This is a genomic window from Achromobacter sp. HNDS-1, from assembly GCF_040084795.1.
Lineage (GTDB): Bacteria > Pseudomonadota > Gammaproteobacteria > Burkholderiales > Burkholderiaceae_B > Achromobacter > Achromobacter ruhlandii.
The window spans coordinates 3,674,322-3,698,072 of sequence record NZ_CP157584.1; the positions used below are offsets into that span (position 1 = coordinate 3,674,322).

The following is a 23,751-nucleotide window of genomic DNA, read 5'->3' on the forward strand; positions in this document are numbered from 1 at the left end:
AGCACACGCATGTTGAACCTGCCCGTTTTCAAGGCCGCCGCCGTCCAGGCCGCGCCGGTGTTCCTGGACACCGACGCCACCGTCGACAAGACCTGCGCGCTGATCGCCGAGGCCGCCGGCAACGGCGCCAGCCTGGTGGCCTTTCCCGAAGTGTTCGTCTCGGCCTATCCCTACTGGAGCTGGGTGATGAACCCGGTGCAGGGCAGCCCGTGGTTCGAAAAGCTCTGCAAGAGCGCCATCGAGCTGCCGGGGCCGGAGATCCGCCGCATCGCCCAGGCCGCGCGCCAGCACCGCGTCAACGTGGTGGTGGGCGTGAATGAGCGCAGCCGCCATGGCGTCGGCACGATCTACAACACCATGGTCTTCATCAACGAAGAGGGCCGCGTCCTGGGCCGCCACCGCAAGCTGGTGCCGACCTGGGCCGAGAAGCTGACCTGGGCCCACGGTGACGGCGAGTCGCTGCGCGTGTATGACACGTCCGTCGGCAAGCTCGGCGGCCTGGCCTGCGGCGAGAACACCAACACGCTGGCGCGCTTCTCGCTGTTGGCGCAGGGCGAGATGGTGCACGTCGCCAGCTATATCTCGCTGCCGGTGGCGCCGCCCGACTACGACATGGCCGAGGCCATCCGCCTGCGGGCGGCAGCCCACTCGTTCGAGGGCAAGGTGTTCACGGTGGTGTCGTGCTCGACCATTTCCACCGAGATCCAGGACGCCATCAGCGCCAGCCATCCGGAAGCGCGCGAGATGCTGGCGCGCCGCAACAGCGCGTTTTCGGGAATATTGGGGCCGGACGGGCGTGTCATCGGCGAACCGCTGATCGACGACGAAGGCATCGTCTACGCCGAGATCGACCTGTCGCGCTGCATCCAGCCGCGCCAGATGCATGACATCGTCGGCCACTACAACCGCTTCGACGTGTTCGACCTGCGCGTGAACCGGCGGCCGCTGCAGGCGGCGCGCTACGACGACCTGGCCGAATCGGGCGCCGCCGAGCTGGACGCAGACTTCGAGCCGTTGCCCGAGGCGCGCGGCTAGGGGCGACCGGGCCGCGGGTAGAATGGGCCGCCTGAGCGCCCGCCGGCCCCGGCCTCAAGGCCGCTGACATCTGGAGAGCACGTTGAAGCCAAGAATCAAAGCTTCCCGCCAGGACGAGCCCGGCGCCGACGGGAACGCCGAGGTAGAGGAAATCACGCTGTCCGAGCAGGTCTACCGCCTGCTCCGGCGCGACATCATGAGCGGGGCGTTCGCGCCGGGCCAGTCGCTGCGCCTGGAATTGCTCAAGCAACGCTACGGCAGCAGCTTTTCCCCGATCCGCGAAGCCCTGAACCGGCTGCGCAGCGAACGCATGGTGATCACCACCACCTCGCGCGGTTTTCGCATCGCGCCGCTGTCGGTCGAGGAAATGTGGGACGCCTGCGAGACCCGCATCCTGATCGATTGCGACGCCCTGCGGCGCTCGCTGGCCAACGCCGATGACGCCTGGGAGGCGCGGCTGGTCGGCGCCTACCATGCGCTGACGCTGGCGGCGCAGCGCGCCGGCGAGGCCGTGCCGCCCAGCCAGGAGCTGGAGGAGTCGCTCGAGGCGCGCCACCTGGACTTCCACCACGCGCTGATCGGGGCCTGCCGCTCGCACTGGCTGCTGGACCTGTCCACGCAGCTGTATGCGCAGACTGAACGCTACCGGCGCCCGGCGCGCGCCGGCGCCACCGCCTACGGCCCCGAGCGCAATGTCGACGACGAGCACCGCCAGTTGCTGGACGCGGCGCTGTCGCGCGACGTCGAAGGCTCGGTGGCGATGCTGGCGGCGCATTACCGCAAGACGGCGCAATTCATCGAACACATCATTTCCCAGGACGACAGGCAGGCCATTCATGCGTGACGCGGACATCGATCTCTTTTTCCCCACCATCGCCGAGCGCGAGGTGCAATACAACGCCCGCGAGTCGGTGGCGGACTTCGACGCCTGCGTGCGCCGCTACGCCGAGTCGGCCGCCGCGGTGAAGTCGCGCCGTCCCGGCCTGCTGAACCTGCGTTACGGCATGGGCCAGGACGAGCGGCTGGACCTGTTCCTGCCGGCGGCGAATCGCGGCCCGGCGCCGCTGTTCGTGTTCATCCATGGCGGCTACTGGCGCGGCCAGCGCAAGGAAGACGCGCCGGTGATGGCCGAGGCCTTCAACGCCGCCGGCGCGGCGGTGGCGGTGCCGGAATACACGCTGGCGCCCGAAGCGACGCTGCCGGAAATCGTGCGCGAGATGCGCTCGGCGCTGGCCTGGCTGTACCACAATGCGGCGACGTACGGCGTCGATCCCGAGCGTATCTACGTGGGCGGCAGTTCGGCGGGCGGTCATCTGGCGGCGATGCTGGCCGCGCCGGCCTGGCCGGCGCGCTACGGCGTGCCGGACGACGTGATCAAGGGCACGCTGGCGCTGAGCGGCCTGTTCGACCTGCGGCCGCTGTGCGACGTCCTGCCCAATACCTGGCTGCAACTGACGCCGGAGCAGGCGGCGCGCCACAGCCCGATCTTCAACCTGCCCGAGCGCGCCGGCCCCATGTTGCTGGCCGTCGGCGGCCTGGAGACGCAGGGTTTCAAGAACCAGACCGAAGCCTTCGAACGCGCCTGGACCGGCGCCGGCCTGCAGGCCACGCGCATCCCGACGCCGCATTGCAATCACTTCGACCTGGTGAACGAGCTGGAGGACCCGGCCAGCGACCTGACCCGCGCCACCCTGGCGATGATGGGCCTGGCGCAAGCCTGAGCGCGTTCACGGACACGGGCGCGCCATGGCCGACCTGAAACTGCTCGAAGACCTGATCGCGCTGGCGCAGAGCGGCAGCTTCGTGCGCGCCGCCGAGGCGCGGCACGTCACGCATCCGGCCTTCGGGCGCCGCATCCGCGCGCTGGAGGCCTGGGCCGGCGCGCCGCTGGTGGAACGCCAGCGCGTGCCGGTGACGCTGACCGCCGAGGGCGAGGCCCTGCTCAAGACCGCCACCCAGGTGGTCGAGCAGATGGGCCTGGTGCGCCATCGCATCCGCAGCTCCGGCGCGGGCGGCGAGGCGGTGCTGCGCATCGCCACCGGCCGCAGCCTGTCGCGCACCGTGGTGGGCGACTGGATCGCGCGGCTGCGCCATCGCGCGCCGAAGGTGCTGGTCGAAGGCACGCAACTGGAGATCTCCACCGGCAAGATGGAAGACATGGCGATGCGGCTGGAGCAGGGCAAGGTCGACCTGCTGTGCTGTTACGAGCATCCGGCTCTGTCCATGCAGCTCAACCCGGTGCGCTACCGCTACATGACGCTGGGCACCGACAAGCTGGTGCCGGTCAGCCAGGCCGATGGCCGCGGCCGCGCCCGCTATGTGCTGAGCGAGGGCGGGCAGCCGGCGCCGCTGATTACCTACGCCGGCGGCCTGTCGATGGAGCGCATCCTGGGCGACAGGCTCGAATCCACGCCCTATGCGCTGACGCCGTTCGTGCGCATCGATTCGCTCGATGCCGCGCATGGCGCGGCGCTCAAGGGATTGGGCGTGGCCTGGCTGCCCTGGTCGATGGTGGCGGCCGACTGTCGCCGCGGCGTCCTGGTGTCGCTGGGCGGCCGCAGCGACGAGATCGCCTTCGAAGTGCGGCTGTACCGCTCGCGGGCGCGCCTGGCCGACCTCGCCGAGGCGGCTTGGGAAGCCACCGCCAATCGCAAGGCCTGAAGCGGCGCGTCATTGCTCGCAGGGGCGGGCCGGCGGCGATCTGAATTAGCACGGAAATGTGCCGACTTGGCACATCATGCCGCCGGCCCACGCGCAGAATGTCTCCCGAAACTCGAACGAGACGGCGCCGCCGTCCACCTCAGCACCCCAGGGAGAAATTCATGAAATTCGTTCCGCACGCCTTGCGCGGCGCGTCGGTCGCGCTTTGTGCCGCCGTTTCGTTGATCGCCTCGCCGGCCATCGCCGCCGGTTACCCCGACCACCCGGTCTCGTTGATCGTCGGCTACCCGGCCGGCGGCAGCGTCGACCTGACCGCCCGCCTGTTCGGCGAGGAGCTGGCCAAGCGTATCGGCCAGAGCGTGGTGGTGGAGAACGCCGGCGGCGCCGGCGGCACCATCGGCGCGCAGCGCGTGGCCCGCGCCACGCCCGACGGCTACACGCTGTTGCTGGGCTCGACCAATGAAATGGTCGTCGCCCGCATGATCAACAGCGCCGTCAAGTACGACGGCGCCAAGGACTTCACCGCGCTGGGCGTGATTGCCTCGCAACCCATGGTGCTGGCGGCCAGCAAGAATTCCGGCGTGAAGAGCGCCGCCGAATACCTGCAGAAGCTGCGCGCGGCCGCGCCGGGCAGCTTCAACTACGGCTCGTCGGGCGTTGGCACCACGCTGCACCTGGCCGGCGAGATGATCAATCAGGAGACCAGGACGCGCGCCGAGCATGTGCCGTATCGCGGGGTCTCGCCGCTGGTGACTGACCTGATGAGCGGCCAGCTGGACTTCGGCATGCTGGTGCTGTCCTCGGGCCTGCCGCAAGTGCGCGCCGACAAGATCGTGGCGCTGGGCGTGACGCAGCCCAAGCGCTCTCCGGTGGCGCCGGACATTCCCGCTTTGGCCGAGACGCCGGGCTTCGAGGCCGTCGATCTCAGCATCACGTTCTCGCTGTACGGGCCGGCCGGCCTGCCGGAGCCGGTGGCCGCCAAGCTGCGCGAGGCCCTGGCCGATACGCTCAAGTCGGAACAATTCCGCGCCAAGATGCTGGAGGCCGGCGGCGTGCTGGCGCAGCCGGGCGTGGATCCGGTGGCCTCGCAGGCGGCCGAGACGCGCAAGTATGGCGAGCTGGTCAAGGCGGCCAAGATCGAAGCGCAATAAGCGCGATGCCTTCCCGCGCCGGCGGCCGCCCCAGCGCGGCCGCCGGCGCATCCGGATCCATTCCACACCCTATCAACGCAGGCCGTTCCATGGATTTCACGCTTTCCGTTCCCGACCTCGCCGCCGAGCGCCTGGGCAACACCGATACGCCGGGCGTCTGGCATTTCGACTCGGGCCTGCCCGGCCGCACCCTCATGCTGTCCGCGCTGGTGCACGGCAACGAGCTGTGTGGCGCCTGGGCGCTGAAGGACCTGCTGGCCGCGGGCCTGCGGCCGCGCCGCGGCCGCCTGACGCTCGCGTTCTGCAACCTGCCGGCGTTCGACCGTTTCGACCTGGCGCGCCATGACGCTTCGCGTTTCGTCGACGAGGACATGAACCGGGTCTGGAGCGCCGAGCGCCTGGACAATCCCACGACCCGCGACCGCCAGCGCGCGGCGCAATTGCGGCCATGGGTCGAGCGCGCCGATTGGCTGCTGGACCTGCATTCCATGCACGAGCCGGGCGCGCCGCTTTTGTTGACGGGCCTTCTGCCGCGCAATATCGCCCTGGCGCGGCGCCTGAAGGCGCCGCGGCACGTCATCGTGGACGCCGGCCACAAGGACGGCGTGCGCATGCGCGATTTCGCGCAGTTCGGCGATCCGGCGCGCGAGGACGCCTGCGCGCTGCTGATCGAATGCGGCTTTCACGGCGATCCGGCGGCGCGCGACGTGGCGCGCGACATGGTGGCGCGGATGCTGGTCGCGGCGGATGTGGTGGATGCCGCCGACATCCCGGCCGGCTGGCTGCGCCCCGACGCCGCGCAGCGGGTGCTGGAAGTGACCGACGCCGTGGTGGCGCCGTCGATGGACGTGAGCTTCGCGCAGCCCTGGCAGGGCCTGGAGACACTGGAAAAGGCGGGATCGGTGATCGGCTGGGCCGACGGCCGGGCGATCGTTTCGCCTTATGACCGCTGCACGCTGGTGATGCCGTCGCTGCGCCAGCTCAAGCCGGGCGTGACGGTGGTGCGATTGGCGCGCGACTACGCGGGCTGACGGCGCGGACGGTTGGCGCGGCCTGATCGCCGCGCCGATCCGCCCGGCCGGGCGTCGCGTCGCATGCCCTCCGGGCATTGCGACGCCGGGCCGGCCGTGTCGTTACTTCTGCGGCGTATAACGCAATTCGTCGAGTTGATAGCCCTGCGCCGTAGCGGCGGCCAGGGCGCGGTCCAGGTCTTCCTTGGGCAGTTGCGGCGAGCGCGACAGGATCCACAGGTACTTGCGGTCGGGCGTGCCGACCACCGCCCAGCGGTAGTCCGGGTCCAGTCCGATGACCCAGTAGTCGCCCTTGAACGGCTTGAAGAACGAGACTTCGAGCTTGGCGTTGTTGCTGCCTTCGACCACCGTGGCGGTGCCCGAGGCCGAGTCGATGTCGCCGTCCTTGGTGCGGCAGCGGTTGTTGACTCCCACGGTGCCGTCCGGATGCAGCGTGTATTCCGCGGTGGTGTCGCCCACGCAATTGCGCTGGAAGAACATCGGGAAGTTGGCGATCTCGTACCACATGCCGGCATAGCGCTTCAGGTCGACCGACTCCACGGTCTGCATGGGCGGCGGCGCGGCGTGGGAGATTCCGGCCGCGCTGGCGGCGACGGCCAACAGTAATGTTGCAATGCGGCGCATGGGGAAAGCCTCCTGATCCAAAACCCTAACGATACGCCTTATTTGCGCGGCGCCTTCAGCGCGGCGTGGTAGCGGGCGACGTAGGTATCGAAATCGACGTCATCGGATTGCTCGATGCGCCGCTGTTCGGCGCTGGAGTCCAGCGCGGCCTGGCGGTATTCGGCCGCCACGTCCGCCGGCAGCGGCTGGGCCCGCAGTGACTGCGCATGCTCGCGGCTCTGGCGCAGCGAATAGTCGTGGAACGATTCGCCGCTGTCGACCAGCGCGGCCAGCAGGCGCGCCGACGGCGTGGCGTCGGGCCGGCCCAGCTTGGCGCGCTGCGCGGCCAGGCTGTCGGCATAGGCGCTGCCGCCCAGGGCCGAGTCATACAGGGCCGCATAGGGCGCGATCTGGTCCAGCAGTTCCTGGCCCCATTGCGCCAGGCCGATGGCCTTGCCGTCGCGGTCCAGTTGCAGGCCGGGCTTGCGGCCTTCCTTGACCACGGTGGAGAAGTTGTCGGCGCTGCGCTGACAGTAGCCGTTGGCGGGGAAGAAGGGGCTGTCGGAGGCGGCGCAGAACAGCAGGAAGGCGTCGACGAAGCGGCTGGTGTCGGCATCGATGCCCACCGGCGATTCGGGGTTGATGTCCAGGCAGCGCACTTCCACGTACTGCACGCCGCGCTCGGCCAGCGCGGTGATCGGGCGCTCGCAGCGGCCGGTGGCGCGCTTGGGGCGGATGCTGGAGTAGTACTCGTTTTCGATCTGCAGCACGTTGGTGTTGAGCTGGATCCATTCGCCATTGCGATGCGTGCCGAGCTTCTGGTAGTCGGGCCACGGTTGCGTGACCGCGTCGTACAGGCGGCCCAGGAAGGTATCGAGATCGTTGTAGCAGAGCTTGAGCTGCGACTGGGCCTTATTCTGGTAACCCAGGTCGCTCATGCGCAGGCTGGTGGCGTGGGGCAGGTACAGGGTGTGGTCGCCCAGGCGTTGCAGGCCGTGTTCGCCATCGCGCAGGAAATCGCGGGCCAGCGCCGGCGCGGCGCCGAACAGGTACATCAGCAGCCAGGAGTAGCGCGTGAAATTGCGGATCAGGCCGATGTAGCCGCGCGAGCGGCGGTCCTGGTCGGTGCCGGGCTGGGTGTCGAGCACCGACCACAGCGCTTCGGGCAGCGAGAAGTTGTAGTGGACGCCGGCGATGCATTGCATGGTCTTGCCGTAGCGCTCGGCCAGGCCGCGGCGGTAGACGTGCTTGAGCATGCCGGTGTTGGACGTGCCATACCAGGCGATGGGAATGTCGGCCTCGGCCGGCAGCGTGGCCGGCATCGACTGGTTCCAGATCAGCTCGTGGTCCAGCACGCTGTAGACGTGGCGGTGGGTGGCGGTCAGTTCGGCCAGCAGGGCGTCGACGTTGTCGTGGGTGCCGGTGATCAGTTCGAGCAGCGATTCCGAATAGTCGGTGGTGACGTGTTCGTTGGTCAGCGCGGAACCGAGCCCGGCCGGGTGCGGCGTGCGGGCCAGGATGCCTTGCTCGTCGACGCGCAGGCCTTCTTTCTCGATGCCCCGCAGGGTCTGGGTCAGGAGCGAGCGGTTGGCCTCCAGGCGGGAGAGGCGTTGGGCGGCGGTATCAGTCACGGAATCTTCTCGATGGGGTCTGTCGCCGGATTTTACGGGGTGCTGGCCTCCTCTGCCGAGGGAGCCTGTACTGGGGACAGGGACAATTGCGCGGCGGTGCGCGCCAGCCACTCGTCCAGGTCGGCGTAGACCGGGTCGGCGATGGGGGCGGTTTCGTTGAAAATCTCGTGCCAGGCGGTGTCGTACCAGCGCAATGTCAGCAATTCGGCGGGCGCGCGCTGGGCGAACTGGCGGCTGCCCTCGGCCGCCACGATGGAATCGTCGCCGGCCACCATCAGCAGGGTGCGGCAGGCCAGGAGATGGGCTTCCCGCAGGGAATCGCGGCCGCCGTCATCGACGAAGCGGGCCAGCCGGCCGGTCATGCTGCGCCGCACCAGGGGGTCGGACCGGTAGGCCTTGACCACCGCCCGGTCGTGCGAGATGCGGGCCGGCGCCAGGCCGTGAGGAACCCGCAGGTCCGGCGCGTGCAGCGACATCCAGGTCAGGGTACGGCGCACCCACAGGGGCACGTTGACCACGAAGGGCGGCGAACTCAGCACCAGGGCGTCGATCGGGGCCAGCCGCTGCAGGGCGATCCGCACCGCCACCAGGGCGCCCAGGCTGTGGCCCAGCAGGATCGGCGGGCGGCCGTGGGCGGCGGTCCAGTCGGCCAGGCGCGCCACGGCGTCGGTTACCAGGTCCTCCTGGCGCGCCAGGGTGGCGGGCCGGCCGCCGGAGCGGCCATGGCCGCGGTGGTCGTGGGCGCCCACCGTCCAGCCGCGCGCGGTCAGCCAGCGCGCCAGCCGGTCATAGCGCCCGGCATGCTCGCTCAGGCCATGCAGCAGGTAGATGCCGGGCGTGCCGGGGCCGATGATCGGCGGGGGCACATTCGGGGCGGCGGGCCAGACATAATTGGCCAGGGGCGTGCCGTCGGGCGCTGGGGTGGTCGAAATCGGCGACAATTTGGGGCTGTCCTCGAAATGAAAAGACCGTGGGGTCTTTACGGTAATGACGATTTCATCGCTGTTTCGTTTCATGTTCAAGAAAGCCGGCCTGATTCTTGTGGTGGCCCTGCTGGCCAGCGCCTGCTCGCCCCGTTACAACTGGCGCGAAGTGGACGTGGCGGACGGCCGGGTGCGGGCGGCGTTCCCGGACCGGGTGCAGACCGAGACCCGCCAGCTGCGGCTGGACACCCATACGCTGTCGTTCACGCTGGCCACCGCCACTGTGGGCGAGGCGGTGTTCGCGATCGGATCGGCGCCGCTGCCGCCGGAGATCGCGGCCGACCCCGTGGCGCGGCAGGCGCTGGGCATGGCCCTGATGCGCTCGCTGTACGTCAACATGCAGGCGCCGCCGCCCACCGAATGGCCGCCCTACGGGCAGGACATCGACGTGCAGGGCAAGGCCATGGGCAAGCCTGGCTGGCTGCGGGCGCGGGTGTGGGTGACCGACACCATGCTGATCGAGGCGGTGGCGGCGGGCACCGAAGCCAGCCTGCCCGAGGAACGGGCGCGTGAATTCCTGAGGTCGGTCGTGGTCAAGCCGTGACGGTTCACACCAATCCCCGCCGGATCGCCGCCGCCACCGCGGCGCGGCGGCCGCGCACCTGCAGCTTGCGGCAGGCGTTGCGCAAATGGAAATTGACGGTGCTTTCGCTGATGTCGAGGATGCGGGCGGTTTCCCAACTGGTCTTGCCGATGGCGCTCCAGTGCAGCGAGGCCGATTCTCGCGGCGACAGGCGGATGGCGGCGGGCGCCCGCGGCGGGGCGAAAGCGGGTTTGGCGGACATGGCGGATACGGCGTGGTGCGACTGGCAAAAGACAACCCATGCTCCGGCCCGGGATGGCCGACGGACAAGCGCCGATGCCGCTACGTATCTCACTTTGAATCTCTGATGGAATAAACGGATGCTGGCCATCGCGCAGTTCTATTTGTCGGCCATCGTGCTGATGCTGCCCCTGTTGTCGTGCGTCGGCATCGGCGTGTTCTGGGGCAAGCGCGACCTGCCGTTCGGCGGCGCCTTCATCACCACCCTGGTCACGTCCGTGACCACGCCGGCGCTGGTGTTCCATACCTTCGTCACCACCCACCTGGACGACCGCGCGCTGGCCGACGTGGCGGCGGCCACGCTGCTGGCGCTGCTGCTGTGCGCGCTGGCCTGCGCCGCGCTCCTCAAGCTGGGCCGCCTGCCGGTGCGCACCCTGTTGCCGACGGCCTTCCTGCCCAACGCCGGCAACCTGGGCCTGCCGATCTCGCAACTGGCGTTCGGCGATGCCGGACTGTCGGTGGCGGTGGCGTTCTTTGCCGTCAATTCTTTCGTGATGCACACCATCGCGGTGCGGCTGCTGCCCGGCGTCAACACCAAGGGCAGTTGGAAGAGCCCGATCCTGTTGGCCTCGGTGGTGGCCGTGGCCATGCGCCTGCTGCACGTTCCCGTGCCGGCCTGGCTGATCGAGACCGCCCGCATGCTGGGCGCGGTGACCGTGCCGCTGATGCTGCTGAGCCTGGGGCATGCATTGGCGCTGATCCCGGCCAATGGCCTGCGCGATGGCGCCAAGGTGGCGGCGATGCGGCTGGTGACCGGACTGGCCGCGGGCCTGGCGATCGTGTGGATCCTCGATCTGGAGCCGGTGCTGGCCGGTGCGCTGACGCTGCAGATGGCCATGCCGTGCGCGGTGGTCAGCTACATGTACGCCAAGCGCTATACCGAAATGGGCGATACGGCCGCCGGCGCGGTGCTGGTGTCGACCGTGGTGTTCCTGTTGCTGGCGCCGCTGATGCTCTGGTTCAGCCACGCCGGCCCATAGGGTCTGTTCACTCTGGCAAGAGCCTCACACAGGCAGGCAATCAGGCGCCTGGCCTGGCGGGGGCGCCACCGCGCGGCGCCGGGCAACGGCGGCCGCGTTTTTTTTGCGTGCGCTCATGCGGTCCGCGCCGCCGGAATGTGATGCCTCGTGTCATTTTTCCGCCCCGATTTTCGCCCTTTGAGGACTGCGCATTCCGGCCGTCCGATTCTGGATAGCGCGCGCTTCTTTCGCCGCAGGCATTCAGATACTTTGCTTATCCAAAATTGACCGTGGTGGTCGATTCGCTCACTTAATTTTGTGCGTCGGCCGCGCGGTCTTTTCGTCCATTTCAGGTACCTGGAATCAACGCATTCCTCGTGATTCAGGTTCCGGCGACATCGTCGCGGCCGATGTTGGAAGTATCAAAATGCCTCAGCCCGTTCCCTTGCGGAAATCCATCGCCCATCGCGCGGCCCATTCCAATACGGAATCGTCTCCTGGCAAGATGCCTGCCGACCGTGGCGGGCCCCTGTCCTGCCACGGCATGCGGGCGCTGCTGCTAGCGCTGGCCGCGGCCTTCGCCTCGCCCACGCCAGCCAGGGCGGCCGGGTTGCCCGACTTGCCGGCGCCGCAAGCCGGCGACAAGCGCGAAATCGAACGGGCCTTCGCTTCGTTCCTGCAGGACTCCGCGCGGGCCGAGCAGGCGCGGCGCGATGCCCGCGGCAATCCCATGATGGCCGCGGCGGCCGACACGCGCATGGGCGCGTCAAATGCGAACCTGACCGTGCCCGTGGGCGACGGCACCCTGGCGCTGGGGCGGGATTCCTTCGCGCTGTCCACGCCCGATTCGCGTTTCCGGGTCGGCGGCGGCGCCATGGACAACGCGCCGATCGGCCGCATCGAATATTCCCGGCTCATCACCGATCGTTTCGCGCTCGGCGCGAGCGTGCAGCTCGGTGAATACCAGCGCGAACTGATCGGCCGCGGCATTTTCGTCGACGCCAGCAAGCAATACGAATTCGACGCCGCGGTGTCGCTGATGAAGGGCCGGCCGTCGTTCGATTTCGATTCCGGCAGCGCGCGCGTGCCGGTCACCCAGTTGGCGGGCATCGTGGCGGCGCGCCGCCTGTTCGCACCGGAATCGGGGCTGGGACTGCATGCGCTGGGCGCATCCGCGTGGGGCGCGCGCGCCCACAGCCCGAACGACCTGTCCAGCCGCACGGTGGTCGAGGACTACGCCAGCTACACCCGCGTGCTGTACGATCCGCGCCGCATCTCCACGGGCCGCTTGTTCGGCGCCAGCGTCGACATGCAATACGCGCCGTTCTCCACGCTGGTGCTCAACACGTCGCTCGGCTTGGAACACGAACGCTATCCGATGGGCGACGGCTCGGTCGAGAGCCGCCACCGTCCCTATCTGTCCGGCGGCGTGAAGTTCGCGGTCTACAAGGACTACCTGTTCGACATGCGCGTATCGACCGGCGTGTCGCGCGACCTGGTCGCCAGCCTGTCGGGCGACAAGGCGCGGCTGTCGTTCGGCATGTCGCGCGGCCGCGATGGCGCGCTCAACAGCAAGACGGTCATGGTCTACGTCGACCTGATGAAGCTGATCTCGCCGTCGCGCTATAGGTCCGACGGCAGCTCGCTGGCCATGCGCGAATCGCTGCGGCAGTACACCGGCGAGCGCCTGCTGGACAAGGCCGTCACGCGGCCCGACCGCATTCCGCAGACGTTCCTGGCCAAGGTCGACCGCACCGGCGTGCAGGAAGTCTTCATCGAGAAGGCCGGCCTGCCGCCGGGCGCCAAGGTCAGCGCCGATGGCCAGCGCCTGACCATCGCCGTGGGCAGTGGCGCGCTGACGCTGGCGGCCGTGCAGAAAAACGGCGCCGCGGTGGCGATGCTGCCGCAGTTCGCGGTCGCGCCCGCGCAACTCTCGGTCGACCTGTTCAGGCTGCCTGTGCCGGCGCAGACCGACGAGTACGTGGTGCGTGTCAGCGACGCCACCATGGCGACCTACAACGTCAAGATCACCGTTGGCCGCAAATGAACGGCCGGATGAAGATGTCAAAATACCTCCAAACCCTTTCCGACCTGGTCGCCTACTTCCTGGCCGGGGTCTGCCTTGTCCTGGGCCTGTCCTGGACCGGCGCGACATTTGCGCAGTCGCGGCTGAGCGTGATCAACGTTGTCGTCGAGAGGGCCACCGCGACTCCGACGCTGAGCTTCGCGCAACCGGCGCTCACCCTGACGCTCGGCGACACGGCCGCCAATCCCGCGCGCAGCGACCAGCCGGCCAGCAAGGGGGCCATCACCTACCGTTCCAGCGATGACGCCATCGCGCGCGTCGCCGCCGATGGCACGGTCACCGCGGTGGCCCCGGGCACCGCCACCATCACCGCCACGCAGGCGGCCGACCTGCCCGCGTTCGAGGCGGGCACCGGCAGCTATCAGGTGGCTGTCGTGGGGCCCCTGTCGGCCAGCGCCAACTTCACCTCCAGGACCTGGCTGGTCAACGAACCGGTCGGTGTCGCTGTGGTTCCCGTGAGTGGCAGCGGTGGGATCGGCAAGCTGCGTTATGCCGTCTCCCCGGCCTTGCCCGCGGGGTTGGATTTCTCGGTGGACTCCGGCACCCTGACGGGTAGCGCCAGCGCCCAGTCGCCGCTGACTACCTATACCGTGACAGTGACCGACGGCGCCACGCCGCCGGGATCGGCCACGGCCACATTCAACCTGGAGGTCGGGCCGGCCATGCGCTCCTTCATCAACAGCGCCACCTTGACCTGGGTGGCGCAGGTAGGTGATGCGCTCAGTGGCACGCCAATGTTGGCCGACGGGGGAATCGGTACGCTCAGCTACGCCGTTGCGCCGGCGCTACCGGAGGGGCTGACAATGAATGCGGCAAACGGCCTCATCACAGGGTCGGCCGCGGTTGCATCGCCCCTGACCGAGTACACCGTGACGATCACTGATAGCGCCTCGCCCGCGCACCAGGTTAGCAGTACCTTCACGTTGGAGATCAGGGGCGCGCTGACGGCGGTTCCTTTCTCCTCGGAGAGAACGCGGGCGGCCGTGGGCTATAAGCTCAGCTATCAGCCGGTGAGTGCCGCGGGCGGTGTGGGCGCGCTTCATTACGCCATTTCCCCCGCATTGCCGTCGGGACTGAACCTGGATGAGGCGACTGGGGCGTTGACAGGAGCCGCGGTCGCGGTAGCGCCCTTGACTACGTACACCGTCACGGTTACCGATAGCGATACGCCGGCGCATACGGTCACGGCCAGTTTCATGATGGAGATTGATGAAATGCTCCTGGCGACGTCTCGGGTCGATTTGGTCTCCGTGATGGCGGAAGATCCCGTGACGGTAACGGCTCCGGTCAATGCTTCTGGGGGTGTGGGTACGTTCCATTTCGAGATTTCACCTGCGTTGCCGCCCGGCCTGGCCATGAATGCGAGCGACGGCAGCATCTCCGGTTCCGCCGTTGGCGAGTCGGCCGAGACCGTTTACACCGTCACCATCAGCGACAGCATCGCGCAGAGGGCCAGCGCGACCTTCTCGCTCCGGGTTTTTCCGACGCTCAAGACGTTCGTATTCAATGCCAGCGAAACGCATCGGGTAAATGACACGGTTTCCTATACGCCGGCCACCACCTCGGGCGGCTTGCGTCCGTATCACTACACCGTGACGCCGGCGTTGCCGGCGGGGCTGGTCATGAATGAGGGAACCGGCGCCGTCACCGGGATCGCCACTGCGGCGTCCGCGTTCACCACATATACCTACACCGTGATGGATGGCCTCGGGCATTTTGTGACTGGCAAGTTCTCTCTGCTGATCGAACCGGAACTGTCCGCGATCACGGTGACTCCGACGATCTCCGTGGTGGCCGATGCCAACGTCATGGAAATCCCGATCAAGGCCGAGGGCGGCCTGGGCCTGCATCATTTCAGCGTGCAGCCTGCCTTGCCGGCCGGGCTGACGATGGATGAACTGAGCGGCGCGATCAAGAATATTCCCGGCACGCGGATCGAGCTGTCGCCCGAGACCGTGTATTCCGTCACGGTCACGGACAGCGCCAATCCCCGGCAGTCGGCATCTGCCACCTTCAAGCTGGGCGTATCTCCCAATCCGGGCATCGCCATTACACTGAATGCGCCGGCAAAGCCCCAGCGCGTCAATCAGGCCTTCCCGCCCTACGCGCCGGTGACGGCGTCCAGCGGCGTCGGCAGCGCGCTCACGTACAAGGTGGCGCCAGCGCTGCCGGCCGGGCTGTCGATGGATTCCGCCACCGGCATCATCTCCGGCATGCCGACTGTCGAACAGATTGATGACGACGCCGCCAGGTACACCGTCACGGTCACCGACAGCGCTTCGCCTGCGCATGAGGCCGAGGCCCGTTTCGGCCTGGTGACGTACCAGTTGCCGACGGCGACGGTCCTGGAGTCGTCGAAGACGTATCAGGTCGGGGAAGCCGTCAATTATCAACCCGCGTCAGGCGTCAGTGCCGCGGGGCGGCCGGTCACCTATCGCGTGGCGGGAGGCGGATTGCCCCCCGGGTTGAAGATGGATCCCAACACGGGTGTCATTACTGGCATGGCCCGCGAGAAAATGAAGAACGAATTCTTCGTTTATATCTCCGACCTTGCCGTACCAGGCGTTGTGTCCGCCTCGGCTTTCTTCTCGCTGGAGATCGTGCAGCCGGCGGTGCCGTGATCGTCTGCGCGGCAGTGGATGGGGGGGCGGACCAAGGGTTGGTCAGCCCGAGTGGCGATCGGGCCGCCGCCACAGGGGCGCCGGCCAGATCGTCACGGGTCATGCCGAAGAGGGGTCATGGCGAGGAGCGTCGGGCCGGCTGTGCCCGGCGGCCGGTGCGATCCCGGGGAGCAGCCGCCAGGGACAATATCAAGCCACGCCCGCCATCGCGCGCAACTGCGCCATCAGCGCCTCGGGAATCTCCACCCCATGCTTGAGCGCTTCGTCGCGCAGCTTGCGGCGGCGATCGCCGGGCAGGCGCACGCCGTCGTCTTCCAGCATGGCCTCCACCAGCGTTTCGACTCTTTCCAGGTAGGCCTCGTTGCCCGCCAGCGCGCCCGGGTCGATGGCCATGAAGGCCTGCCCCAGCCGCGCCGGGCCACCCTCGTCGACGAAGAACGACTCGGTCTCGAAACCGAAGTGCGAGCCGGTCAGGGCGCAGGCCAGCAGTTCGATGATCAGCGCCAGCATCGCGCCCTTGACGCCGCCGGCCGGCAGCATGCTGCCGGCCAGGCCGGCCTTGGGATCGGTGGTGGGCTGGCCGTCGGCGTCCAGCGCCCAGCCCAGCGGGATCGGCTGGTTGTCGCGCGCCGCGATCATGAGCTTGCCGCGCGCCACCTGCGACAAGGACAGGTCGATGACGATGCGGCCGCCGCCGCGACGCGGAAAGACGGCGGCGATGGGGTTGGTGCCAAACAGCGGACGCTTGCCGCCCCAGGCCGGCATGGCGGCGGGCGAGTTGCTCAGCGCCAGCGCCACCAGGCCGGCATCGGCCAGGGCTTCCAGGTGATAGCCGGCCTCGCCGAAATGGTGGCTGTTGGCCACGCCGATGAAGGCCACGCCGTGTTCGCGCGCGCGGCGGCCGGCTTCGGCCACCGCCAGCGCGCACGCCGGGAACGCCAGGCCCGAGCCGGCATCGATCAGCGCCGCGCCGCCGCGCTCGTGCACGATGCGCGGCACGGCGTTGCCGATGGCGCGTCCGGTGCGCAGGTGGCCGGCGTAGAACGGCACGCGCGACAGGCCGTGGGAACTGAGTCCCTGGCTTTCGGCGAAGACCAGCGCGCGGGCGGTGCTGTCGGCCATGGCCGGGTTGGCGCCCGCGGCGGCCAGGCTGGCCGCGGCCAGGTGTTGGAGTTCGTCCAGATAAATGTGAGCCATATCCTTCCTGTCAGGGAGGCGCGCCGCGCTTCATCGGGCACCGCCGGTAAGCGCTATTGTCACACCGGCGGCCACCATGTCGGAAACGCGGGTGTTGGCTTCCCGCGTCAGGCCGGCGATGTGCGGGGTCAGGATCAGGTTGGGCGCGCCGGCCAGCGGGCCGCCGGCGGGCAACGGTTCCTGTTCGAACACGTCCAGCGCCGCGCCGCCCAGGTGCCCGCCGCGCAAGGCCGCCGCCAGCGCGGTCTCGTCGACGATGCCCCCGCGCGACGTGTTGATCAGCACCGCGCCCGGCCGCATGCGGGCGATGCGGGTGGCGTCCAGCAGGTGGCGGGTGCCGGCGGTCAGGGGCACGTGCAGGGTGACGGCGTCGGCCTGGGCCAGCAGGTCGTCCAGTTCCAGCCGCGTGGCGCCGGTTTCGGCCCAGGCGGGATGATCTGCCGGCAAGGCGGCGTCACAGGCGACGATGCGCATGCCCAGCCCGGCCGCGAGCCGCGCGGTCAACTGGCCGATGCCGCCGAACCCCACCACGCCCAGGGTGCGGCCGTGCGCCTCCAGGCCCTGCGACAAGGCCGCGCGCGGCCACTGTCCGCCGGCCACCTCGGCACTGGCGGCATAGGCGCCCCGCAGCAGCGCCAGCAGCGTGCCGATGACGTATTCCGACACCGCGCGCGCGTTGGCGCCGGTGGCCGGCACCACCTGGATGCCACGCGCGGCGCAGCCGGGCAGGTCGATGTTATCCAGCCCCACGCCCAGCCGGCCGACTGCCCGCAGGCGCGGCGCGGCCGCCAGCAGCGCCGCGTCCACCTGGCTGCGGTTGCGCACGATGAGGGCGTCGGCCTGGCCGGCAGCGCGCAGCAGGGCTTCGCGCCGCTCCACCAGGTCGGGGGCGTAGCGCACGTCGAAGCGCTGGCGCAGCGCGTCGACCGCGGGCGCGTCCATGAATTCCGAGATAAGCACGTGCATGGCGGCTCCGGCGTCAGGCGATCTGGATGTTGGCGTCGCGGATGATCCTGGCCCAGCGGTCGACCTCGGATCGCAGATAGCTGCCGAATTCCGCCGGTCCGCGCGGCTGCGGCACGAAGCCCAGTTGTTGCAGGGCCTGCTGCATGGCGGGCTGCGAAATCTGTTTGACGATGGCATCGCCGATGCGCTGCACCAGCGCCGGCGGCGTGCTGGCGGGCGCCATGACGCCGGTGAAATTCTCCACGATCAGGTCCGGCAGGCCGGCCTGCGCCACGGTGGGCACGTCGGGCAGATCCCGGCTGCGCTCCCGGGTCGTGATGGCCAGCGCCCGCAACGATCCGTTCTTCACGTGCGACAGGGATTCGGGATAGTTCGAGAACACCACGTCCAGGTGGCCGCCGATGAGGTCGGTCAGCGACGGCGCGCCGCCCTTGTAGGGCACGTGCATCAGCGGCGCGCCGGTCAGCTTCTGGTACAGCGCCAGCGTCAGGTGCGGCGGCGTGCCGTTGCCGCTGGAGCCGGCCGCCAGCGGCTTGGCGGCCGCCGCGCGGGCCAGGTCGTCCATGGTCTTGATCGGGCTCTTGGCGTTGACCACCACCATGATGGGCGAGGACGCCAGGCCGGCCACCGGTGTCAGGTCGCGGGTCAGGTCGTAGCCGGCCTTGCCGGCGAACAGGGTGGCATTGGCGGCGTGCGACAGGGTGATGGCCAGCCAGGTATAGCCGTCAGGCGCGGCGTGCGAGACGTGAGCGGCGCCGATGTTGGCGCTGCCGCCGGGCTTGTTCTCCACCACCACGTTCCAGCGTTCGGCGTCGCCAAGCGCCTTGCCCACCTGGCGGGCGGCCACGTCGGTCAGGCCGCCGGGCGGGAAGGGCACGACGTAGTTGATGGGGCGATCGGGCCAGTTGCCCTTCTGCGCCAGCGCCTGTTGCCACGGCGCCAGCGCACAGAGGCCGGCGGCGCCCAGCGCGCCGAGTACGCGCCGGCGTTGCGCGTCGTCGATAGGGGGGTGTTGCTCGCGGTTCATCGGTCTTCCTCCTTGGGGATGGGCGCCCGGGTAGGAATGCTTGCGCCTGTGCTGCCGTGGCGGCTTGCGCCCGGGTCTGCATGCATTTTTTCGCGTGTGCTGCGAGGGACTGCGGGTGCTGCGCGAGAGCGGGGTGTTGCAAGGACTGCGGGTGCTGCGCGAGAGCGGGGTGTTGCAAGGACTGCGGGTGCTGCGCGAGAGCGGGGTGTTGCAAGGACTGCGGGTGCTGCGCGAGAGCGAGGTGTTGCAGGGACTGCGGGTGCCGCGCGAGAGCGCGGTGTTGCAAGGACTGCGATTGCGGCAGGGCCGCCGCCGCGACGGTCCCGCGCGCGGCGGCGCGGACGGCCGCCGCGCGTCGGGCCGGGACCCCGTCAGGCGCTTTCGAAGATGCGGGTCAGGACGAACTCGCGGTGCCCCAGGGCCTCGGCCGCGGTCCAGCGGCCGTTGGCGGTGGCCAGCATGCATTCGAGCAGCTTGTCGCCGGCCTGGTTCAGGTCGATTTCGCGTTGCAGCAGGGCGCTGGTGTCGACGTCGATGTGTTCCGACATGGTGCGCACCGTGCGCGGATTGGCGCAGATCTTGATGACCGGCAGGATCGGGTTGCCGATGACGTTGCCCTGGCCGGTGGGGAAGAAATGCACCGCGTAGCCCGAGGCCGCGCACAGCGTCACCATCTCGGCGGCGGCCGAGGACGAGTCCATGAACCACAGGCCCGGGCCGTCGGGAATCTCGGCCTTGTCGATCACGCCGTCGACGCGGCACTGCTTGCCGATCTTCTGGATGTTGCCCAGCGCCTTTTCCTCGATGGTGGTCAGGCCGCCGGCGATGTTGCCCTTGGTGGGCTGCGATTCGGACAGGTCGCTGGTCTTCCAGCGGTCGATCATGGCCTGGTAGCGGTCGAACATGAACATGAAGCGTTCCCGCACGGCGTCGTTGGCGCAGCGCTCGGCCACGATGTGCTCGCCGCCGGTCAGTTCCGAGGTCTCGCCGAACACCAGCGTCGAGCCCAGCGCGTAGAGTTTGTCGAAGGCGTTGCCGACGGTGGGGTTGGCGCCACAGCCCGAGGTGGTGTCCGACTCGCCGCACTTGGTCGAGACCCACAGGTCGGAGATGGGACACGTGCTGCGGGTGAGCGCGGTGGCGTAGTGCACGAATTCCTTGGCGCAGCGCGAGGCGCGCATGATGGTGTCGTGGTCGCCGTGCAGTTCGATGCTGAAGCCCATGACCGGCTTGCCGGTGGCGGCGATGCCGTCGACCACGCGCTTGGTCCAGCCTTCCTCGATGCCGATCACCACCACCGCCGCGACGTTGGGGTTGCAGCCGGTGCCGATGAGGGTGCGGAAGTGCAGTTCCAGGTCTTCGCCGAATTGCAGGCGGCCGTAGGGGTGGGGCAGGGCCAGCGTGCCCTTGATGTTGTTGGCGACGGCCTCGGCCGCGGCGTTGGAGATGTCGTCCACGGGCAGCACGATGACGTGGTTGCGCACGCCGACCCGGCCGTTGTCGCGGCGGTAGCCCTGGAAGGTGGTCTGAGCATTGATGACGGACATGATGGTTTCCTGTGTGGGCGAAGGATCGGCTTACCAGCGCTTGGTCTTGATGTTGTGCACGTGGGCGTGCTGGCCGGCCTGGATCGGCGCGACCACGCGGCCGATGTCCACGCCGTACTTGTAGACCGTGTCGCCCACGGCCATGTCCTTCATCGCGACCTTGTGGCCGATGGGGATGTCCTGCGAGGCCCGCACATGGATGATCTTGTCCTCGTCCATGATCCAGGCATTGAGCTCCGTTCCAGCGGTCAGGCCTTCCACCACGGCGACCGCCACCGTGTCCTTGGCATCGTGCAATACGGCGTGAATCATCGTCTTCCTCTCCTGGGTGAGCGCCGCGGCGGAGTGCCGCGGGCGCTTCGGATCACAACGTCCGGCAAATCTTATGGCGGGCTTTTTTGCATGTCAACTAAATCATATATATGAATTGTATGACTTGAGCCGAGGCCGTTCGCGCCGCTACACTGGAGGCCCGGATTTATTGCGATGCACCCATGAACACCAGCCTGTCATCGACTGTGCCTTTGGGCAGTCCCTTGTACGAGCAGGTCAAGCAGGCCGTGCTTGCCGCGCTGGCCCAAGGCGAATGGAAGCAGGGCGAGGCGATTCCGCCGGAAAAGAACCTCGCCGAGCGTTTCGGCGTGTCGATCGGCACGCTGCGCAAGGCGATCGACGAACTGGCCGCCGAGAACATCCTGGTGCGGCACCAGGGCCGCGGCACCTATGTGGCGGTGCACACCCGCAACCACCACTTCTTCAAGTTCTTCCGCATCCTGCGCCAGGACGGCCACAAGTCGTACCCGACCACCGAGCTGCTGCGCTTTCGTCGCGTCAAGGCCTCGGTCGAGGCGCGCGACAAGCTGGGGCTGCCGGCCGGCGCCTACGTGTTCGAGTTCCTCAACATGCTGTCGCTGAACGGCGACGTGGTCATGGTCGATGACATCTGCCTGCCGGAATCGCGCTTTCCCGGCATGACCGAGGCGCACCTGCGCGAGCGTGCCAGCACGCTGTATGCGCTGTACCAGGACGTCTTCGGCGTCAATGTCATCGCCACCGACGAACGCCTGCGCACCTGCCTGGCGGACCGCGCCCATGCCCGCTGGCTCGGCGTGGCCGAGGGCGCGGCGCTGCTGGAGATCCGCCGCGTGGCTTATTCGTACAACCGCCAGCCGGTCGAATGGCGCATCTCGCGCGTCAATACCGAACGCTACGAGTACCTGGGCCATGAGCCCTGGGAGGCGGGGGCCTGAGGCGCCTGCCGCCCCGCAGCGGAAGGAGGCGGCCGGCGGGGAAGGGGGCTGGCATTCCGATGCGGGCCTTCCCGCGATCACGGCGCTGACGGCCACGGCCGTTCCCGGCCGCTTGCCGTCCCTGCCGCCAGCAGTGCTAGAATTCCTGCCGCACTACCCAATTTTCGGCGCCGATTTGCCTGATCCGCTTGCGGGCGCCTTCCAATAAATCCAGCTAAAGAGGTCCGTATGACCACTCCTGCCCAACATTTGGCCGGTGATTCGGCCAGCGCCGCGCTCGCGACCCTGCCCGCCGCCGCCATCACGCAGTCCGACGCCGCTGATCCCGGTTCCGTCGGACTCGTCGCTCCCATCTTCCTGCGTTTCGACGAGCCGCTGCCGCTCCTGAGCGGCCAGTCGCTGGCCAGCTACGAGCTGGCGGTCGAGACCTATGGCACGCTCAACGCCACGCGCAGCAATGCGGTGCTGATCTGCCATGCCCTGAACGCCTCGCACCACGTGGCCGGCCAGGCCGCGGACAGCCCCAGCGACGTCGGCTGGTGGGACAACATGGTGGGCCCCGGCAAGCCGGTCGACACCAACGTGTTCTTCGTCATCGGCGTCAACAACCTGGGCTCGTGCTTTGGCTCGACCGGCCCGGCCAGCATCAATCCCGAGACCGGCAAGCCCTGGGGCGCCGCCTTTCCGGTGCTGACGGTGGAGGACTGGGTGCAGGCGCAGGCGCGGGTCGCGGACCACTTCGGCATCGAGCGCTTCGCCGCCGTGATGGGCGGGTCGCTGGGCGGCATGCAGGCCCTGAGCTGGGCCATCACGCTGCCCGAGCGCGTGGCCCATTGCGTGGTCATCGCCAGCACACCGCGCCTGTCGGCGCAGAACATCGGCTTTAACGAAGTGGCGCGGCGCGCCATCATCACCGATCCGGATTTCCATGGCGGCGACTATTACGCGCAGGAAACCGTGCCGCGCCGCGGCCTGTCGGTGGCGCGCATGATCGGCCACATCACCTACCTGTCCGACGACGACATGGCCGAGAAATTCGGCCGCGCCCAGCGCGAACCCGCCGCCAATGGCGCCTACCGCTACGGCTACGACGTTGAGTTCGAGGTCGAGTCGTATCTGCGCTACCAGGGCGAGAAGTTCACCCGCTATTTCGACGCCAATACCTACCTGCTGATCACCCGCGCGCTGGATTATTTCGATCCGGCGCGCAAGACCGGCGGCGACCTGGCGCGCGCGCTGGCGCCGGCCAAGGCCGACTTCCTGCTGGTGTCATTCACCACCGACTGGCGTTTCCCGCCGGAGCGCTCGCGCGAGATCGTGCGCGCCCTGCTCAAGAATTCCAGCCCCGTCACCTATGCCGAGATCGACGCGCCGCATGGTCACGATGCCTTCCTGCTGGACGACGCGCGCTACCATGCCGTGGTTCGCGGCTATTACGAGCGCATCGCCCGCGAATTGGGGCTGACCGGCGCCGCTCAGACCGAAGGACGCTCCGCATGAATCCCGTGACTCCCCGTCCCGCCGTCAATACGCTGCGTCCCGACCTGGCGCGCATTGCCAGCTGGATCGAACCCGGCAGCCGGGTGCTGGACCTGGGCTGCGGCGACGGCGCGCTGCTGGCGCACCTGCGCGACCATCGCCAGGTGCGCGGCGCTGGCGTCGAACTGGACGACACCTGCGTCATCGCCTGCGTGCGGCGCGGCGTCGAGGTGATCCAGCAGAACCTGGAAGACGGCCTGGCGCTGTTCGACGACAAGCAATTCGATACCGTGGTGCTGTCGCAGACGCTGCAGTCGATGCATCGCACCGAGCACATCCTGCGCGAAATGGCGCGGGTGGCACGCCATGGCGTGGTGTCGTTTCCCAACTTCGGCTACTGGCCGCACGGTTGGGCCATCCTGCGCGGCCGCATGCCGGTGACGGGCCAGATGCCGTATCAGTGGTACAACACGCCCAACATCCACCTGTGCACGCTGCGCGATTTCGAGCAGCTGGCTGGCGAACTCGGCCTGCGCATCCTGGAGCGCGCCACCTTCAACGAGGGGCGCGAGATCAAGGCCTTTCCGAGCTGGCGCAGCACGCTGGCGGTGTACCGCTTCGCCTCGCCCTGACATTCTGAAACGCAGGCTGACGGCCCGGGCGCCAGCGCCTAAAATGCCGCAAGCCCGCCGCGCCCGTCC

General features: G+C 68.6%; 22 protein-coding genes and 1 riboswitch. Of the genes, 13 read left to right on the forward strand and 9 right to left on the reverse strand.

From position 1 onward, the window contains the following. Positions 1-9: 9 nt before the first annotated feature. The 6 genes from ABFG95_RS17045 (at position 10) to ABFG95_RS17070 (ending at position 5,878) form a co-directional block, all read left to right on the forward strand. Entirely contained in the window at positions 10-1,035 is a 1,026-nt protein-coding gene (locus tag ABFG95_RS17045; protein ID WP_059269129.1) for a carbon-nitrogen hydrolase family protein, read from the forward strand. An 82-nt stretch (positions 1,036-1,117) separates the two neighbouring features. Continuing rightward, the gene (locus ABFG95_RS17050; RefSeq protein WP_049070888.1) at positions 1,118-1,879 is read left to right on the forward strand and encodes an FCD domain-containing protein; all 762 of its coding nucleotides are present in this window, start codon (positions 1,118-1,120) and stop codon (positions 1,877-1,879) included. Continuing rightward, positions 1,872-2,756 (forward strand): alpha/beta hydrolase, encoded by an 885-nt coding sequence (locus ABFG95_RS17055; protein WP_049070889.1) that lies wholly within the window; start codon positions 1,872-1,874, stop codon positions 2,754-2,756. The genes ABFG95_RS17050 and ABFG95_RS17055 overlap by 8 nt, the downstream gene beginning before the upstream one ends. 25 nt (positions 2,757-2,781) lie before the next feature. Then, a complete protein-coding gene (locus ABFG95_RS17060) occupies positions 2,782-3,696 on the forward strand; it encodes a LysR family transcriptional regulator (RefSeq protein WP_059269135.1) in 915 nt (304 codons plus the stop codon). Positions 3,697-3,857: 161 nt separating this feature from the next. Continuing rightward, on the forward strand, positions 3,858-4,847 hold the full coding sequence (locus ABFG95_RS17065) for a tripartite tricarboxylate transporter substrate binding protein (RefSeq protein WP_278990635.1): 990 nt from the start codon (positions 3,858-3,860) through the stop codon (positions 4,845-4,847). Between the two features lie 89 nt (positions 4,848-4,936). Next, positions 4,937-5,878, forward strand: coding sequence for a succinylglutamate desuccinylase/aspartoacylase family protein (locus tag ABFG95_RS17070; RefSeq protein WP_278990636.1), 942 nt, complete (start codon positions 4,937-4,939; stop codon positions 5,876-5,878). Positions 5,879-5,980: 102 nt separating this feature from the next. Here ABFG95_RS17070 and ABFG95_RS17075 read toward each other — a convergent pair whose 3' ends face one another. Genes ABFG95_RS17075 through ABFG95_RS17085 form a run of 3 tightly spaced genes read right to left on the reverse strand, consistent with a single transcriptional unit; the run spans position 5,981 to position 9,053 of the window. After that, positions 5,981-6,502: a lipocalin family protein gene (locus ABFG95_RS17075; RefSeq protein ID WP_049070897.1), complete on the reverse strand. Its 522-nt coding sequence runs from the start codon at positions 6,500-6,502 to the stop codon at positions 5,981-5,983. A gap of 38 nt (positions 6,503-6,540) precedes the next feature. Continuing rightward, on the reverse strand, positions 6,541-8,112 hold the full coding sequence (gene gshA / locus ABFG95_RS17080; RefSeq protein WP_175145229.1) for a glutamate--cysteine ligase: 1,572 nt from the start codon (positions 8,110-8,112) through the stop codon (positions 6,541-6,543). Between the two features lie 32 nt (positions 8,113-8,144). Then, the gene (locus ABFG95_RS17085; protein WP_063584589.1) at positions 8,145-9,053 is read right to left on the reverse strand and encodes an alpha/beta hydrolase; all 909 of its coding nucleotides are present in this window, start codon (positions 9,051-9,053) and stop codon (positions 8,145-8,147) included. 46 nt (positions 9,054-9,099) lie between these two features. Between ABFG95_RS17085 and ABFG95_RS17090 the strand changes: the two genes are divergently transcribed. Then, positions 9,100-9,639: a hypothetical protein gene (locus tag ABFG95_RS17090; RefSeq protein ID WP_049070903.1), complete on the forward strand. Its 540-nt coding sequence runs from the start codon at positions 9,100-9,102 to the stop codon at positions 9,637-9,639. A gap of 4 nt (positions 9,640-9,643) precedes the next feature. Here the strand turns inward: ABFG95_RS17090 and ABFG95_RS17095 are convergent, their stop codons facing one another. Then, positions 9,644-9,880: a helix-turn-helix transcriptional regulator gene (locus tag ABFG95_RS17095; RefSeq protein ID WP_054418955.1), complete on the reverse strand. Its 237-nt coding sequence runs from the start codon at positions 9,878-9,880 to the stop codon at positions 9,644-9,646. A 118-nt stretch (positions 9,881-9,998) separates the two neighbouring features. Here ABFG95_RS17095 and ABFG95_RS17100 point away from each other — a divergent pair, with 118 nt between their 5' ends. The 3 genes from ABFG95_RS17100 (at position 9,999) to ABFG95_RS17110 (ending at position 15,584) form a co-directional block, all read left to right on the forward strand. Then, positions 9,999-10,898, forward strand: a complete 900-nt coding sequence (locus ABFG95_RS17100; protein WP_278990637.1) for an AEC family transporter — start codon at positions 9,999-10,001, stop codon at positions 10,896-10,898. 484 nt (positions 10,899-11,382) lie between these two features. Continuing rightward, positions 11,383-12,924, forward strand: a complete 1,542-nt coding sequence (locus ABFG95_RS17105; protein WP_348994803.1) for a hypothetical protein — start codon at positions 11,383-11,385, stop codon at positions 12,922-12,924. Between the two features lie 14 nt (positions 12,925-12,938). Beyond that, on the forward strand, positions 12,939-15,584 hold the full coding sequence (locus ABFG95_RS17110; protein WP_348994804.1) for a putative Ig domain-containing protein: 2,646 nt from the start codon (positions 12,939-12,941) through the stop codon (positions 15,582-15,584). A 189-nt stretch (positions 15,585-15,773) separates the two neighbouring features. Here ABFG95_RS17110 and ABFG95_RS17115 read toward each other — a convergent pair whose 3' ends face one another. From ABFG95_RS17115 to ABFG95_RS17135, 5 genes are all read right to left on the reverse strand, one after another. After that, on the reverse strand, positions 15,774-16,781 hold the full coding sequence (locus ABFG95_RS17115) for an Ldh family oxidoreductase (RefSeq protein WP_175145237.1): 1,008 nt from the start codon (positions 16,779-16,781) through the stop codon (positions 15,774-15,776). 30 nt (positions 16,782-16,811) lie between these two features. Next, entirely contained in the window at positions 16,812-17,747 is a 936-nt protein-coding gene (locus ABFG95_RS17120; RefSeq protein ID WP_348994805.1) for a hydroxyacid dehydrogenase, read from the reverse strand. Positions 17,748-17,760: 13 nt separating this feature from the next. Next, positions 17,761-18,774 (reverse strand): tripartite tricarboxylate transporter substrate binding protein, encoded by a 1,014-nt coding sequence (locus tag ABFG95_RS17125; RefSeq protein ID WP_049070912.1) that lies wholly within the window; start codon positions 18,772-18,774, stop codon positions 17,761-17,763. A gap of 371 nt (positions 18,775-19,145) precedes the next feature. Then, a complete protein-coding gene (locus ABFG95_RS17130; protein WP_054433131.1) occupies positions 19,146-20,321 on the reverse strand; it encodes a UxaA family hydrolase in 1,176 nt (391 codons plus the stop codon). Positions 20,322-20,351: 30 nt separating this feature from the next. Then, on the reverse strand, positions 20,352-20,633 hold the full coding sequence (locus ABFG95_RS17135) for a UxaA family hydrolase (protein ID WP_026385179.1): 282 nt from the start codon (positions 20,631-20,633) through the stop codon (positions 20,352-20,354). A gap of 182 nt (positions 20,634-20,815) precedes the next feature. Here ABFG95_RS17135 and ABFG95_RS17140 point away from each other — a divergent pair, with 182 nt between their 5' ends. From ABFG95_RS17140 to metW, 3 genes are all read left to right on the forward strand, one after another. Continuing rightward, positions 20,816-21,571, forward strand: a complete 756-nt coding sequence (locus ABFG95_RS17140) for a GntR family transcriptional regulator (RefSeq protein WP_336729778.1) — start codon at positions 20,816-20,818, stop codon at positions 21,569-21,571. 157 nt (positions 21,572-21,728) lie between these two features. After that, a riboswitch (SAM riboswitch) is annotated at positions 21,729-21,810 on the forward strand. Continuing rightward, complete coding sequence (locus ABFG95_RS17145; protein WP_049070916.1) at positions 21,800-23,071, forward strand: homoserine O-acetyltransferase; 1,272 nt, start codon at positions 21,800-21,802, stop codon at positions 23,069-23,071. (Overlaps the previous riboswitch by 11 nt.) Further along, positions 23,068-23,682, forward strand: coding sequence for a methionine biosynthesis protein MetW (gene metW, locus ABFG95_RS17150; RefSeq protein WP_049070919.1), 615 nt, complete (start codon positions 23,068-23,070; stop codon positions 23,680-23,682). The genes ABFG95_RS17145 and metW overlap by 4 nt, the downstream gene beginning before the upstream one ends. The last annotated feature ends 69 nt before the right edge of the window (positions 23,683-23,751 follow it).